Source organism: Pseudomonas sp. GW823-FHT02E01, from assembly GCF_058797535.1.
In genome coordinates, this window is the sequence record NZ_JBXAJS010000007.1 from 139,616 (window position 1) to 154,595 (window position 14,980).

15 protein-coding genes are annotated in these 14,980 nt (G+C 60.8%); 13 read left to right on the top strand and 2 right to left on the bottom strand.

The features are described 5' to 3' along the window. Positions 1–28 precede the first annotated feature (28 nt). The gene (locus AC1RDQ_RS18590) at positions 29–1,345 is read right to left on the bottom strand and encodes a bifunctional DedA family/phosphatase PAP2 family protein (RefSeq protein WP_057713155.1); all 1,317 of its coding nucleotides are present in this window, start codon (positions 1,343–1,345) and stop codon (positions 29–31) included. A gap of 158 nt (positions 1,346–1,503) precedes the next feature. Continuing rightward, positions 1,504–2,202, bottom strand: a complete 699-nt coding sequence (locus AC1RDQ_RS18595; protein ID WP_492587847.1) for a DNA-3-methyladenine glycosylase — start codon at positions 2,200–2,202, stop codon at positions 1,504–1,506. Between the two features lie 189 nt (positions 2,203–2,391). Here AC1RDQ_RS18595 and AC1RDQ_RS18600 point away from each other — a divergent pair, with 189 nt between their 5' ends. The 13 genes from AC1RDQ_RS18600 (at position 2,392) to AC1RDQ_RS18660 (ending at position 14,978) form a co-directional block, all read left to right on the top strand. Then, positions 2,392–3,663: a glutamate-5-semialdehyde dehydrogenase gene (locus tag AC1RDQ_RS18600; RefSeq protein ID WP_102670774.1), complete on the top strand. Its 1,272-nt coding sequence runs from the start codon at positions 2,392–2,394 to the stop codon at positions 3,661–3,663. A gap of 1 nt (position 3,664) precedes the next feature. Continuing rightward, the gene (nadD, locus tag AC1RDQ_RS18605) at positions 3,665–4,354 is read left to right on the top strand and encodes a nicotinate-nucleotide adenylyltransferase (protein ID WP_007975898.1); all 690 of its coding nucleotides are present in this window, start codon (positions 3,665–3,667) and stop codon (positions 4,352–4,354) included. 73 nt (positions 4,355–4,427) lie between these two features. Further along, a complete protein-coding gene (rsfS, locus tag AC1RDQ_RS18610; RefSeq protein WP_007975896.1) occupies positions 4,428–4,922 on the top strand; it encodes a ribosome silencing factor in 495 nt (164 codons plus the stop codon). Between the two features lie 9 nt (positions 4,923–4,931). After that, complete coding sequence (gene rlmH / locus AC1RDQ_RS18615; RefSeq protein ID WP_008052376.1) at positions 4,932–5,399, top strand: 23S rRNA (pseudouridine(1915)-N(3))-methyltransferase RlmH; 468 nt, start codon at positions 4,932–4,934, stop codon at positions 5,397–5,399. Positions 5,400–5,409: 10 nt separating this feature from the next. Beyond that, positions 5,410–7,305, top strand: a complete 1,896-nt coding sequence (mrdA, locus tag AC1RDQ_RS18620; protein ID WP_492587848.1) for a penicillin-binding protein 2 — start codon at positions 5,410–5,412, stop codon at positions 7,303–7,305. A gap of 31 nt (positions 7,306–7,336) precedes the next feature. Continuing rightward, positions 7,337–8,440, top strand: coding sequence for a rod shape-determining protein RodA (gene rodA / locus AC1RDQ_RS18625; RefSeq protein WP_057716556.1), 1,104 nt, complete (start codon positions 7,337–7,339; stop codon positions 8,438–8,440). 17 nt (positions 8,441–8,457) lie between these two features. Continuing rightward, on the top strand, positions 8,458–9,468 hold the full coding sequence (mltB, locus tag AC1RDQ_RS18630; RefSeq protein WP_057713158.1) for a lytic murein transglycosylase B: 1,011 nt from the start codon (positions 8,458–8,460) through the stop codon (positions 9,466–9,468). Continuing rightward, positions 9,468–10,478, top strand: coding sequence for a septal ring lytic transglycosylase RlpA family protein (locus tag AC1RDQ_RS18635; protein ID WP_057713159.1), 1,011 nt, complete (start codon positions 9,468–9,470; stop codon positions 10,476–10,478). Before mltB ends, AC1RDQ_RS18635 begins: the two co-directional genes overlap by 1 nt. A gap of 184 nt (positions 10,479–10,662) precedes the next feature. Continuing rightward, entirely contained in the window at positions 10,663–11,820 is a 1,158-nt protein-coding gene (locus AC1RDQ_RS18640; RefSeq protein ID WP_057713160.1) for a D-alanyl-D-alanine carboxypeptidase family protein, read from the top strand. Between the two features lie 87 nt (positions 11,821–11,907). Continuing rightward, a complete protein-coding gene (locus tag AC1RDQ_RS18645; protein ID WP_008052383.1) occupies positions 11,908–12,183 on the top strand; it encodes a DUF493 domain-containing protein in 276 nt (91 codons plus the stop codon). Further along, positions 12,183–12,830 (top strand): lipoyl(octanoyl) transferase LipB, encoded by a 648-nt coding sequence (gene lipB / locus AC1RDQ_RS18650; protein WP_046041686.1) that lies wholly within the window; start codon positions 12,183–12,185, stop codon positions 12,828–12,830. Before AC1RDQ_RS18645 ends, lipB begins: the two co-directional genes overlap by 1 nt. A gap of 25 nt (positions 12,831–12,855) precedes the next feature. After that, a complete protein-coding gene (gene lipA / locus AC1RDQ_RS18655; RefSeq protein WP_162130289.1) occupies positions 12,856–13,854 on the top strand; it encodes a lipoyl synthase in 999 nt (332 codons plus the stop codon). Positions 13,855–14,027: 173 nt separating this feature from the next. Then, positions 14,028–14,978 carry a S66 peptidase family protein gene (locus AC1RDQ_RS18660; RefSeq protein ID WP_057713161.1) on the top strand — a complete coding sequence of 317 codons (951 nt, stop codon included), beginning with the start codon at positions 14,028–14,030 and terminating at the stop codon, positions 14,976–14,978. Positions 14,979–14,980: the final 2 nt, after the last annotated feature.

Genomic DNA, 14,980 nt, shown 5'->3' on the forward strand with positions numbered 1-14,980 from the left:
GAGAGACCGAGATAAAACTGCACTCTTTTTAGTAGGCATACCGCAACATCGTATGGGGCAAGTGCCGCAATACGAAGAAGCCGAACAGGGCCACCAACGCCGGTAGCAGCAGCCACCAGACCTTGGGTGGCATTGCGTTCAGTGGTGCCTGACGTTGATTCAGCCAGAGGCTGGCTGCGCAGACACAGGCCGCCAGCATTGCACCTGCCAATACATCCGTCGGCCAATGCGCGCCGAGGTAAACCCTGGAGAGGGCAATCGCCAAGGCTGGAATGCAACCCAGTAGTAACCAGGTCAATCGCATCCGTGGCGGTTGTCCACGCCCGGCAAGTACGGCGAGGGTTAGAAACAGCGCGAAAGAACCCGAGGCGTGACCGCTTGGCATGCTGTAACTGGTCAGTGGATCGCTCAGGACTTCCGGACGTACGCGAGCGAAGAAGTGTTTGGTCGCGGTGTTGGCCAGTGCCGTGCAGAGCAGGGTGCTGCAGGCGAAGATCGCTTGCGGCCATTGCCTGGCGATTACAAGTAGCGCTACGAGCAAAGCACTGAACACCAGCATGTTGCGGAATTCGCCGATCAGTGTGAAAACTACGGCTACTTCATCGAGCATCGGATTGCGATGCTCTTGCACCAGTGTCATCACGCCCTGATCGAGCGCGCTCAGATGCGAATAGCCGATAAACAACCCTGCCAGAATCAGAAAACTCATGCCAGTGATGAACATCGTGGCATTGCGATGCCGGCGCAGGCTACTGGTTGCGCTCAAGCCGACCATCACAGCAATGCTGCCGACAACAACTCCGGCCTGGAGCCAGAAGCCTTCGGGCAATGGCAAGCGGATTGCCGCGCCCGTGGCCCAGCCAGGCATCAGATAAGCCAACGACCAGCCCGCGCCGGCCAACAGGCTGACAGCGAAGAAACGCGGGAAAGGCATGTCGCACATTCCGGCCACCATCGGCAGCATTGGCCGCAAGGGGCCGATAAAGCGCCCAACCAGCAGGCTGGCGATGCCGTAGCGCTGGAAGTATGACTCGGCTCCGGCGATCCATTCCGGATGATGGCGCAAGCCCGGCAGGCGCCGGATGTTCTGATGGAAGTGCCGTCCCAGAAAATACGAAATGACGTCACCCAGCACCCCGGCGACGAAACCCAGCAAGAGCGTCTCACTGAGCGTCAGTGCGCCACTGCCTGCCAGTACCGCCACGGCGAACAGCAGCACCGTGCCGGGAACGATCAGCCCGGCAATCGCCAGGCATTCCACAAAGGCCACGATGAATACCGCTGCCGCCAGCCATTGCGGGTTGGCCGCCAACCATCCGGTCACGCTATCGAGCCATGGGCCCATAAAAACCACTCCATCAAATGTTCAATTTTCTACTTGTAGGCGCGAGCCTGCTCGTGATAGCGCACTTTGAGTCAACGGTGATGTTGATTGTGCTGACCTCATCGCGAGCAGGCTCGCTCCTACAGAAGATTCCTTCAGTTTCAAAATCCGGATCGGTCTCAGGACAGTACAAAATAATCGCGACCTTCGACCTGTCCCCGTCGTAGCGGGTTGCGCGTGCAATAAGCCGCGTAGGCCGCATCGACGAAGCGGTACATCAGGTTTTCATCGCGCCCGTGGGGAATGCCCAGACGCGTGGTCTGGATGATGTGGGCGGGCGTCTGCCCGACGTGTTCTACCAGCAGCACTTCATGGTCGAAGCGTTTGGCGTCCCATACCGGCACTTTCAGGCCCAACGACTTGCAGAGCAGGGTTTGCCCGGCACAGAGTTTTTGTGACGGGCGAGGGTGGCCCTGGGAATCGGGATTGTTCAGTAGCATCTGCGCCAGGCTGGCCGGCCCGCTCAATTGATCGACCCACGGGTAGGCGGATTTGATCAGTACCGCGTTTCCCGGCCCTTGAGCACTGAAGTTCAGTGAGTCGCCGCCCCGAGCGTAATACATATAGATGTGGCCGCCATCCAGAAACAAAGCCTTACGCTTTTCTGTGTAGCCGAGGGATGCGTGGCTGCCCTTTTCCGCGCAGTAGTAGGCCTCGGTCTCGATAATTCGGGCGCTGAGCCACAGGTCGCCCACTCGATGGCGAATGACTTTGCCCAGTAAATCCCGGGCCAGAATTTGCGCGTCACGGTCGAAAAACGCGTCCGGGAGACCCGTGGGCAGGCTCGCGGCGGACGCTCGAACAGTCAGATTGGACATGATGACCGGCATTTGTCAGGGCTGAATGAGTCGTGATGATAACAATTTGCAGCTTAATCCCGGCTGAACATCGGCAATTTGCCCTCCATTTCGACCATCCGCCCGTCACCGCTGTTAGTCGGTGGGCGCGACAGCTATAATCTGTCGCTTTACTCTTTACCAAGACCTAATCAAAGACCACGCCAGACCATGACTGAGTCCGTTCTTGACTACATGACCCGCCTGGGTCGCGCTGCCCGCGAAGCTTCCCGCGTGATCGGCCGTGCCAGTACCGCGCAGAAAAACCGCGCCCTGCAGGCCGCCGCCAACGCGCTGGACGCTGCCCGCGCCGAGCTGACGGCGGCCAATGAACAGGATTTGGCTGCCGGTCGCGCCAATGGTCTTGAGCCGGCCCTGCTTGAGCGCCTGGCACTGACCCCGGCGCGTATCGACGGCATGATCGTCGGCCTGCGTCAGGTGGCAGCCCTGCCGGACCCGGTCGGCGCTATCCGTGACATGAGTTTCCGCCCGTCCGGTATTCAGGTCGGCAAGATGCGCGTGCCACTGGGCGTGATCGGAATCATCTACGAGTCGCGACCGAACGTGACCATCGATGCGGCCAGTCTGTGCCTGAAATCCGGTAACGCGACCATCTTGCGTGGCGGTTCCGAGGCCATTCATTCCAATCGCGCCATCGCCGCCTGCATTCAGCGCGGCCTGGCCGAGGCCGATCTGCCGGCCGCGGTGGTGCAAGTGGTCGAAACCACCGATCGCGCTGCCGTCGGCGCGCTGATCACCATGCCTGAATACGTTGATGTCATCGTGCCGCGCGGCGGTCGTGGCCTGATCGAGCGCGTCAGCCGTGATGCCCGTGTCCCGGTGATCAAGCACCTGGACGGCATCTGCCACGTTTACGTGAGTGAACACGCCGATCTGGCCAAGGCCCAGCGCATCGCGTTCAATGCCAAGACTTACCGTTATGGCATCTGCGGTGCCATGGAAACGCTGCTGGTCGATCAAACCGTCGCCAGGGAGTTCCTGCCGGCGATGGCGGCACAGTTCCGCGAAAAAGGCGTCGAACTGCGCGGCTGCGAGCGTACCCGGGCAATCATCGACGCCGTGGCCGCTACCGAAGAAGACTGGAGCACCGAGTACCTGGCGGCAATTTTGTCGATCCGCGTGGTCGACGGACTGGGACAGGCCATCGAGCACATCAATCATTACGGTTCCCATCACACCGATTCGATTGTCAGCGAACACCAGGGCGACACCCGGCGTTTCGTGGCTGAAGTCGACTCCTCGTCGGTGATGATCAATACCCCGACATGCTTCGCCGATGGCTTCGAATACGGATTGGGTGCCGAGATCGGCATTTCTACTGATAAGCTGCACGCCCGCGGCCCGGTGGGCCTCGAGGGACTGACCTGCGAGAAGTACATCGTGGTCGGCGACGGGCAGTTGCGCGGACAGGAGCCGGTCTGACTTGGGCGACTTCGACCCGTCAGCCCCGGTCACCGTCAGCGAGCCAGCCCCTCGCCGCATTGGTGTGCTGGGCGGAACGTTCGACCCGGTGCACATCGGCCATTTGCGCGGTGCGCTGGAAGTCGCCGAAACACTTGCGCTCGATGAGTTGCGCCTGACACCCAGTGCCAGGCCGCCCCATCGGGACAAGCCGCAGGTGTCGGCAAAAGACCGTCTGGCGATGGTCGAGTGCGCGGTGGCCGGTGTGGCGCCGTTGGTGGTGGACGCCCGCGAATTGCAGCGGGACAAACCGTCCTACACCATTGATACTCTGGAACTGATGCGCGCCGAACTGGCCGTATCCGACCAGGTTTTTCTGCTTTTGGGCTGGGACGCTTTTTGCGGCCTGCCCACTTGGCACCGCTGGGAAGAGTTGCTCCAGCATTGCCATATCCTGGTGTTGCAACGCCCGGATGCCGACAGCGAACCGCCGGATGCCTTGCGCAATCTGCTGGCAGCGCGCTCGGTGAGCGACCCGCTGGCCCTCAAAGGGCCGAGCGGACAGATTGCATTCGTCTGGCAGACACCGCTCGCGGTATCCGCCACCCAGATCCGTCAACTGCTGGCCAGCGGTAAGTCGGTACGTTTCCTGGTGCCCGACGCGGTCCTGGCCTACATCGATGCGCACGGACTCTACCGTGCGTCGAACTGAATGGGAGTGCCTCAAGGCACGTGGCAACAACGTGTATTGAAGCGCCCGAACAAACGAGCAAAACGAGTTTTATATGACGAGCAACAACGAAAGCAAAGTAAAACGCAAAGGCACATTCAAGAGTGCCCCGCTGCCGGAAAAGGTCCTCGCCGCCGAGCCGCCTAAAGGCGACGAGCTGGTCAAGATCGCCGTAGCCGCCCTTGAAGACGTCAAGGCCCAGGACGTGCTGGTGATTGATGTTCGCGACAAGCAGAGCATCACTGACTACATGATCATCGCCACCGGTACCTCCAACCGCCAGATCGGCGCGATGCTGGACAAGGTTCGCGAGGCCGTCAAAGCCCTGGGTATCAAGCCGCTGGGTGAAGAAGGCAAGGGCGACAGCGACTGGGTGCTGTTGGACATGGACGACGTGATCGTTCACATGATGACCTCCAACGCCCGTCAGTTCTACGACCTGGAGCGCCTGTGGAAGGGTGCCGAGCAGAGCCGTGCGGCCGATGGCAAGCACCACAGCCCTGAAGTTGGTCACGAGCACTTCAACAAGCTCAACAAAGACCAGGAATAAGGGACCGCTGTGCGACTGCGACTGATCGCCGTCGGTTCACGCATGCCCAAGTGGGTGGAAGAAGGCTGGCATGAATATGCCAAGCGTCTTCCGTCCGAGCTGGCGCTGGAACTGGTGGAAATTCCGCTCAATACCCGTGGCAAGAACGCCGACGTGGCCCGTTTCATCCGTCAGGAAGGCGAAGCCATGCTGGCCAAGGTCGGGCCGAACGAGCGGATTGTCACTCTCGAAGTCCATGGCAAGCCCTGGAGTACCGAGCAACTGGCGGTCGAACTCGATCGCTGGCGGCTGGACTCGCGCACTGTCAACTTCATGGTCGGTGGCCCCGAAGGGCTGGCGCCGGAAGTCTGTGCCCGGGCTGACCAGCGCTGGTCGTTGTCGCCGCTGACCTTGCCGCACCCGCTGGTGCGGATCCTGATCGGCGAACAGATGTACCGTGCCTGGACCGTGCTGTCCGGTCACCCTTACCACAAGTAGTTCTGCCCTCATGTCCCAGCCGATCCGCATCAAGGACCACGAAAAAGACGCCCGTCTGGTGCGTGGTCGCGTCGTGTTCGGGGCCATTGCAGTGGTGGCGCTGATTGCGGTGCTGATCGCACGTCTGTATTTCCTGCAGGTGATCCAGTACGAGTACCACTCGACCCTGTCGGAAAACAACCGCGTCCACGTGCAACCGATTCCACCGACTCGCGGGCTGATTTTCGACCGCAACGGCGTGGTGATTGCCGATAACCGGCCGAGTTTCAGCCTGAGCATGACCCGCGAGCGTTCCGGCGACTGGCAGCAGGCGCTCGACGTGATCGTCGAAGTGCTGGAACTGACGCCCGAGGACCGGGTGATCTTCGAGAAGCGCATGCGTCAGGGGCGCCGGCCGTTCGAGCCGGTGCCGATCCTGTTTGAGCTGAGCGAAGAGCAGATCGCCCGGATCGCCGTTAACCAGTTCCGCCTGCCGGGCGTGGAAGTGGTCGCGCAGTTGGTTCGTCACTATCCCCAAGGGGCGCACTTTGCTCACTCGGTGGGCTACATGGGGCGGATCAACGAGAAAGAGCTGAAGTCGCTGGACCCGGTCAATTACAGCGGCACCCACCACATCGGCAAAACCGGCATCGAGCGTTTCTACGAGCCTGAATTGCACGGCCAGGTGGGTTACGAGGAAGTCGAGACCAACGCCAGGGGCCGCGTACTGCGCGTGCTCAAGCGTACCGATCCGATTCCCGGCAAGGACATCGTCCTGAGCCTGGACATCAAATTGCAGGAAGCCGCCGAAGCTGCGCTCGGTGGTCGTCGTGGCGCGGTGGTAGCGCTGGACCCGAAAACCGGCGAAGTGCTGGCGATGGTCAGCCAACCGAGTTTCGACCCGAACCTGTTCGTCACCGGCATCAGCTTCAAGGCCTATTCCGAGCTGCGCGACTCCATCGACCGGCCGCTGTTCAACCGCGTGCTGCGTGGCCTGTACCCGCCGGGTTCGACCATCAAGCCCGCGGTGGCGATTGCCGGTCTGGACGCGGGCGTGGTGACGGCGTCGTCGCGAGTGTTCGACCCGGGTTACTACATGCTGCCCAACTACGATCACAAATACCGTAACTGGAATCGCACCGGTGACGGTTTCGTCGACCTCGATACGGCGATCATGCGTTCCAACGACACCTACTTCTATGACCTGGCCCACAAGCTGGGGATCGATCGGCTGTCGGCATACATGACCAAGTTCGGCATCGGCCAGAAAGTCTCCCTGGACATGTTCGAAGAGTCGCCGGGGCTGATGCCGTCCCGCGAATGGAAACGTGCGACCCGCCGGCAGGCGTGGTTCCCGGGTGAAACGCTGATTCTGGGGATCGGCCAGGGCTATATGCAGTCGACCCCGTTGCAACTGGCCCAGGCCACCGCTCTGGTCGCCAACAAAGGCGTCTGGAACCGTCCGCACCTGGCCAAGACCATCGAGGGCGTGAAGCCGGTGGATGAGAATCCGATGCCGGACATCATCCTGCGCGACCCCTCGGACTGGACCAGGGTCAACCACGGCATGCAGCAGGTTATGCATGGTGCCCGCGGTACGGCGCGCAAAGCCTCGATCGGCGCGCAATACCGGATCGCCGGCAAGTCGGGTACGGCCCAGGTGGTCGCGATCAAACAGGGTGAGAAGTATGACCGTTCCAAGGTTCAGGAGCGCCATCGCGACCACGCCCTGTTCGTCGGTTTCGCGCCGGCCGACGACCCGAAAATCGTGGTGTCGGTGATGGTCGAGAACGGCGAGTCCGGCTCCGGCGTCGCCGCGCCGGTGGTGCGCCAAATCATGGATGCCTGGCTCCTGGACCAGGACGGTCGGTTGAAGCCCGAATACGCCAGCCCTATCAGTGCAGAGGCTACCGCCCGTGATGAATAACTTCGATCGCATGCTCTCCAGTGAGGATGTGATGCGTCGCCGTGCGACGCTGCTGCAACGCCTGCACATCGACGGCCCGTTGCTGATCCTGCTGCTGACCCTGGCGGCCGGCAGCCTGTTCGTACTCTATTCGGCCAGTGGCAAAAGCTGGGATCTGCTGGCCAAACAAGCCACTTCTTTCGGTATCGGCCTGGTGTCGATGATCGTCATCGCCCAGTTCGAGCCACGCTTCATGGCCCGCTGGGTCCCGGTGGGTTATGTGATCGGCGTGCTGTTGCTGGTAGTCGTCGACGTCATGGGTCACAACGCCATGGGTGCTACCCGCTGGATCAACATTCCCGGGGTGATCCGCTTCCAGCCTTCGGAGTTCATGAAGATCCTGATGCCGGCGACCATCGCCTGGTACCTGTCCAAGCGCACCTTGCCGCCGCAACTCAAGCATGTGGGGGTGAGCCTGTTCCTGATCGGCTTGCCATTCATCCTGATCGTGCGTCAGCCCGACCTTGGCACTTCATTGCTGATTCTGGCGGGGGGTGCCTTCGTGCTGTTCATGGGTGGCCTGCGCTGGCGCTGGATCCTCAGCGTGCTCGCTGCCGCCGTGCCGGTGTCCGTGGCCATGTGGTATTTCGTTATGCACGATTACCAGAAGCAGCGCGTCCTCACGTTCCTCGACCCGGAAAGTGACCCGCTAGGCACCGGCTGGAACATCATCCAGTCCAAGGCCGCCATCGGCTCCGGTGGGGTGTTCGGCAAGGGCTGGTTGCTGGGCACCCAGTCGCACCTGGACTTCCTGCCGGAAAGCCATACCGACTTCATCATTGCCGTATTGGGTGAAGAGTTCGGCCTGGTGGGGATCTGCGCGCTGTTGCTGATCTACCTGCTGTTGATCGGCCGCGGCCTGGTGATTACCGCCCAGGCGCAGACATTGTTCGGCAAGTTGCTCGCGGGCAGCCTGACCATGACGTTTTTTGTTTATGTTTTCGTCAACATCGGTATGGTCAGTGGCCTGTTGCCGGTGGTGGGGGTGCCGTTGCCGTTCATTAGCTACGGAGGAACTTCGCTGGTGACGCTACTGTCAGCGTTTGGGGTTTTGATGTCGATCCATACCCATCGCAAGTGGATCGCGCAGGTTTGAATAAGGTGAAATTTTCAATGCAAGTAATGCGTGGCTGGGCGACTCGATACGCGCCATGGGTCAGCCTGGTAAGCATCCTTGGCACCATGCCGGACGCGTTGGCCGGCGACTACGAAGGCTCACCCCAGGTGGCCGAATTCGTCGGTGAAATGACCCGCGACTACGGTTTCGCCGGTGAACAATTGATGGGTGTGTTCCGCGAAGCCGAGCGCAAGCAGTCGATTCTGGACGCCATCTCCAAACCTGCCGAACGGGTCAAGCAGTGGAGCGAGTATCGCCCGATGTTCATCACCGATGCGCGCATAGCCCGGGGTGTGGATTTCTGGCGTCAGCACGAAGCGGTGCTGGCTCGTGCCGAGCAGGAATACGGCGTGCCGGCCCAGGTGATTGTCTCGATCATTGGTGTTGAAACCTTTTTCGGCCGTAATACCGGAAATTTCCGGGTGATCGATGCCTTGTCGACCCTGGGTTTCGACTATCCTCCCCGTGCCGAGTTTTTCCGCAAGGAGTTGCGTGAGTTCCTGCTACTGGCCCGCGAAGAGCAGGTCGATCCGTTGACGCTCAAAGGCTCCTACGCTGGCGCAATGGGATTGCCGCAGTTCATGCCGAGCAGTTTCCGCGCTTATGCAGTGGATTTCGACGGTGATGGCCATATCAACATCTGGACCAATCCGGATGATGCCATTGGCAGTGTCGCCAGTTACTTCAAGCGCCATGGCTGGGTCGCCGGCGAACCGGTAGTCAGCCGCGGCGATGTCCGTGGCGATCAGGTCGACGAAGGTTTGACCACCGGTATCGAACCGACGAAAACCGTCGGGGAGTTGCGAGCCCTGGGGTGGTCAAGTCATGATGCGCTGCGCGATGATATGCCGGTTACTGCTTTCCGTCTGGAAGGCGACAATGGCTCCGAGTACTGGATGGGCCTGAAGAATTTTTACGCGATCACGCGATATAACCGCAGCGTGATGTACGCCATGGCCGTACATCAACTGTCTGAGCAGCTGGTCCAAGCACGGGGCGTCAAGTAATGCGGGCATTGCCTATCAATAAACCCCTGAAGCTGATGGCATTCGCCGCGTTGGCAATGCTGGTCGCCAGTTGTTCGACCAGCCGTGCGCCGGCCCAGAAGACCAGCAGCACCGCTGTGCGCACGACGCCGGGGCTGGACATCAACCGCGCCCACAAGGATGGCGCGCCATGGTGGGATGTCGATGTTTCGCGTATCCCGGACGCCACGCCGACCCTGCACACCGGCCCGTACAAGGCCGCTCCCTACTCGGTACTGGGCAAAACCTACTTTCCGCTGCAGGAGTCAAAGACCTACGTGCAGTCGGGCACGGCGTCCTGGTACGGCACCAAGTTTCACGGTCAGAACACCGCCAACGGCGAAGTGTATGACCTGTACGGCATGAGCGCTGCCCACAAGACTCTGCCACTGCCAAGTTACGTTCGGGTGACCAACCTGGATAACAACAAGTCGGTGATCCTGCGCGTCAACGATCGCGGGCCGTTCTATTCGGACCGGATCATCGACTTGTCCTACGCGGCTGCCAAGAAACTCGGTTACGCCGAAACCGGCACCGCGCGGGTCAAGGTCGAAGGCATCGATCCGCAGCAATGGTGGGCCGCCAAGGGCCGTCCGGCACCATTAATGCTCAACGAACCGAAAGTCGCGCAGAATAGCGCCCCGGTGATCACGGCTTCGGCCGGCACCGTCGAGCAATGGACGCCTCCGCCGCAGCAACACGCCGCCGCGGTGGTGCCCGTACAGCTCGATGCAAAAAAAAACGCTTCTGTAGCAGCCTCTGGCCAGTATCTGCAGGTGGGCGCGTTCGCCAACCCGGACGCTGCAGAACTCCTGAGATCGAAGCTCAGCGGGATGGTGAGCGCCCCGGTGTTCATCAGCTCGATCGTGCGCAATCAGCAGACCCTGCATCGGGTTCGCATGGGCCCGATCGGATCGCCGGGTGAAATCCAGCAAGTGCAGAACAGTGTGCGCCTGGCCAATCTCGGTTCGCCGAGTGTGGTCACGGAGTAATACGTAGAGCTTGATTGACGGTTCGTCTGCGGTATTGGGGGGCGAACCAGGTTGTTGACTCGTTGAAGAACAAAAGCCCGGCAAGGGTGACTGAGTGAGCAACTGAACACGCGATGACTCGTTAGAAAGTCATTTGATTAGTTTTGCCCTTGGGCAAGTTTCCATTAGCGATTTCGAGAGACGGATGAACATCACCACCTTTGCCAAACGCCTGTTCCTGCTAGTCCCGCTGCTTCTCTCACCCGCCGCGTTCGCGGTCGAGATGATGCCTTCGCCACCACAACTGGCCGCCAAGGCCTATGTGCTCATGGATGCCAGCAGCGGCAACGTGCTGGTCGAGAACAACGGTGACCAGCGTCTGCCGCCGGCCAGCCTGACCAAGCTGATGACCGCGTACATCGCGACTCTGGAAATCCGTCGTGGCCAGATCGGCGAAAACGATCCGGTGACCGTCAGCGAAAACGCCTGGCGTACCGGCGGTTCGCGGATGTTCATCAAGGTCGGCTCGCAGGTGACCGTCAGCGACCTGTTGCACGGCATCATCATCCAGTCGGGCAACGACGCCAGCGTTGCGCTCTCCGAGCACATCGCCGGTAGCGAAGACGCGTTCGCCGACATGATGAACAAAACCGTTGGCGACCTGGGCATGACCAACAGCCACTTCATGAACCCGACCGGTCTGCCGAACCCTGAGCACTACTCGTCGGCTCACGACATGGCCGTACTGGCTCGCGCGATCATCCACGAAGACCCGGCTCACTACGCGATCTACTCGCAGAAAGAGTTCTTCTGGAACGGCATCAAGCAACCGAACCGCAACCTGCTGCTGTGGCGCGACAAGACCGTCGACGGCCTGAAAACCGGTCACACCGACGAAGCCGGCTATTGCATGGTGTCTTCGGCCGTACGTGATGGCATGCGTCTGATCGCCGTGGTCTTCGGCACCAACAGCGAAGTGGCCCGTGCCGCCGAAACCCAGAAGCTGCTGACCTACGGTTTCCGTTTCTTCGAAACCCAGACCTTCTATCAGAAGGGCACCGAGCTGGCTCAGGCTCCAGTCTGGAAAGGCTCCACCAACCAGATCAAGGCTGGCCTGGCGCAAGACCTGACCATGACCCTGCCAAAAGGCCAGCTGAAAAAGCTCGCTGCCAGCATGACCATGAACCCGCAACTGATCGCGCCAATCGCCAAGGGCGACGTGATCGGTAAAGTCGAAGTGAAACTGGACGACAAGGTGGTGCACAGCGCCGATCTGATCGCTCTGGACGCTGTCGAGGAAGGTGGTATCTTCCGCCGCATGTGGGATAGCATCCGTCTATTCTTCTACGGCTTGTTCAACTGAATTTAGTGTGCACCTGCATGGCTCCGCGCTGATCTGGCGCGCAGCCATGCCCGTCGCCACGGCTTACGCTTACGAGGCCGTTACGCCATGACCGATACCGAAGTAAAGGCGCCAAAGATCGAGTTCCCTGCCAATGATTACCCGGTTAAGGTGATCAGCGACACCGGTGTGGGCAACAAGGACAGAATCATCGACATCGTCCGCAAATATGCAACGATCAACGATGAGCGTGTTGATGAGCGCCAGAGCAGCAACGGCAAATACACCACCATTCAGTTGCACATCGTCGCGACCGATCAGGACCAGCTGTACAACATCAACAGCGAACTGCGGGCAACGGGTTTCGTGCACATGGTGCTGTGATGTCCGGTGTGCTGGGCTTTCGCGAGCTCGGCCAGATGGCTTACGAGCCGGTCTGGCATGCCATGCAACGCTTCACCAACGAACGCGGCAACGATGCCGCCGACGAGATCTGGCTGGTCGAACACCCTGCGGTGTTCACCCAGGGCCAGGCCGGCAAGGCCGAGCATCTGCTGCTTCCCGGTGATATTCCGGTGGTGCAGGTCGACCGTGGTGGTCAGGTGACCTACCACGGCCCCGGCCAACTGGTGGCTTATCTGCTGCTGGACGTGCGCAAGCTCGGGTTTGGCGTGCGCGATCTGGTCAGCCGGATGGAGCAATGCCTGATCGAGCTGCTGGCCAGTTACGGTGTCACCGCCGTGGCCAAGCCCGATGCGCCGGGTGTCTACGTCGACGGGGCGAAAATCGCCTCCCTGGGTCTACGGATCCGCCACGGTTGTTCCTTTCATGGCCTGGCCTTGAACGTGGACATGAACCTGGAACCGTTTCGACGGATTAATCCCTGCGGCTACGCCGGGCTGGCGATGACCCAGCTGAGCGATCACGCAGGATCGATTGAATTTGCCGAGGTAAGTGCCCGGCTGCGCGCGCAGCTCGTCAAACACCTCGACTATGCTGAGCAGACGACCCTGACGGGCGGAATCGACTGATATGACTACTGATGCAGTGCAAACCATGATCCCGACGCTTGATGTCACCGAGCGCCCGGCCCCGCGTCCCAAGGTTGAAGCCGGCGTCAAGCTGCGCGGCGCCGAAAAGGTTGCACGCATCCCGGTGAAGATCATTCCGACCACCGAACTGCCGAAGAAGCCGGACTGGATTCGCGTCCGCATCCCGGTTTCGCCGGAAGTCGACCGCATCAAGGCCCTGCTGCGCAAACACAAGCTGCACAGCGTGTGCGAAGAAGCTTCCTGCCCGAACCTGGGCGAGTGTTTCTCCGGCGGCACCGCGACCTTCATGATCATGGGTGACATCTGCACCCGTCGTTGCCCGTTCTGCGACGTCGGCCACGGCCGTCCGAAGCCGCTGGACGTCAACGAGCCGGAAAGCCTGGCCATTGCCATCGCCGACCTGCGCCTGAAGTACGTGGTGATCACTTCGGTGGACCGTGACGACCTGCGTGACGGCGGTGCCCAGCACTTTGCCGACTGCATCCGCGAAATCCGCAAACTGTCGCCGAACGTGCAGCTCGAAACCCTGGTCCCGGACTACCGTGGCCGCATGGACATCGCGCTGGAAATCACCGCCGCCGAGCCGCCGGATGTGTTCAACCACAACCTGGAAACCGTGCCACGTCTGTACAAGGCTGCCCGCCCAGGTTCGGACTATCAGTGGTCGCTGACCCTGCTGCAACGCTTCAAGCAGATGATGCCGCACATTCCGACCAAGTCCGGCCTGATGCTGGGTCTGGGCGAGACCGACGAAGAAGTCATCGAAGTCATGAAGCGCATGCGCGAGCACGACATCGACATGCTGACCCTCGGCCAGTACCTGCAACCGTCCCGCAGCCACTTGCCGGTCCAGCGCTTCGTGCACCCGGACACCTTCGCCTGGTTCGCCGAGGAAGGTTACAAGATGGGCTTCAAGAACGTCGCTTCCGGTCCATTGGTTCGCTCCTCGTACCACGCCGACGAGCAGGCGAAGCTGGTCAAGGCCGAGCTGATGTCGTCCTGATCGACTGTGAAGCATAAAACGCCCGCAAGGTTTCAAAGCCTTGCGGGCGTTTTTTTGCCTGGCCTACGACAACGGCTGCCTTTTCCTGCAACCTGCGGGGCAACGGTTCCTCTTCTGTTTGTCCCCGTTCCTGACTACTGTGTGCTGATGTTTTCACGCAGGGAGATTCACGGATGACCGCTCGACCGACCCTCACCCTTTGCCCTCATGCTCCCGTCCCGGCACTGCCGTCGGAAGGCATGATCGGCGTTATCGCACCCGCCGGTCCCGCGCCGCTGGACACCGACAAGGCGGTGCAATGGATGCGTGCCCGGGGTTATTCACTGAAAGTGTTTCCCGGGGTCTACGAAAAAAACGGCTACCTGGCCGGCAGTGACGAGGTGCGACTCGACGATCTGCATGCAGCGTTCGCCGACAGCGAGGTGGATGCGATCATCTGCCTGCGCGGTGGTTATGGCACGCCCCGGCTGCTCGACCGCATCGATTTTGATTTGCTGCGTGACAACGCCAAGCCGTTCGTCGGCTACAGCGATATCACTGCGCTGCATTTGGCGATCAGTCGTTATGCCGGCTTCGTGACCTTTCATGGTCCGTTGCTCAATGCCGACCTGCTGGGTGAGAAGCAAATACCTACCGAGTCTTCGTTCTTCAACATGCTGCGAGGGAAGGTGAGGGCGGGAACAGTGCTGGCGCATCCGGTGGCCTACCCGCTGACCACGATCGAGCCAGGCGTGGCTCACGGGCGCTTGCTCGGTGGCAATCTGGCCATGATCGCCGCGACCATGGGCACGCCCTACGAGATTGACGCCGAGGGCGTCATTCTGTTGATCGAGGATATCAACGAGCCGCTTTATCGCATCGACCGGTTGCTCACCCATCTGCGGCTGGCAGGCACGTTGCACAAGCTGCGCGGCGTGTTGGTCGGGGATGTGGCGGGGGTTGAGGTGGCGGCGCTGGACAGGTTGCTCAAGCAGATCTTCGAGCCTTTGAAGATTCCGGTGCTGTCCGGGTGGCGCAGCGGCCATTGCGACCCGAACCTGACGTTACCCATGGGGGCGCTGGTCAGGCTGGATGCGGGAAACAAGGAATTGATGCTGGAGCAGGATGTGGTGGCCAGGCGCTAGAT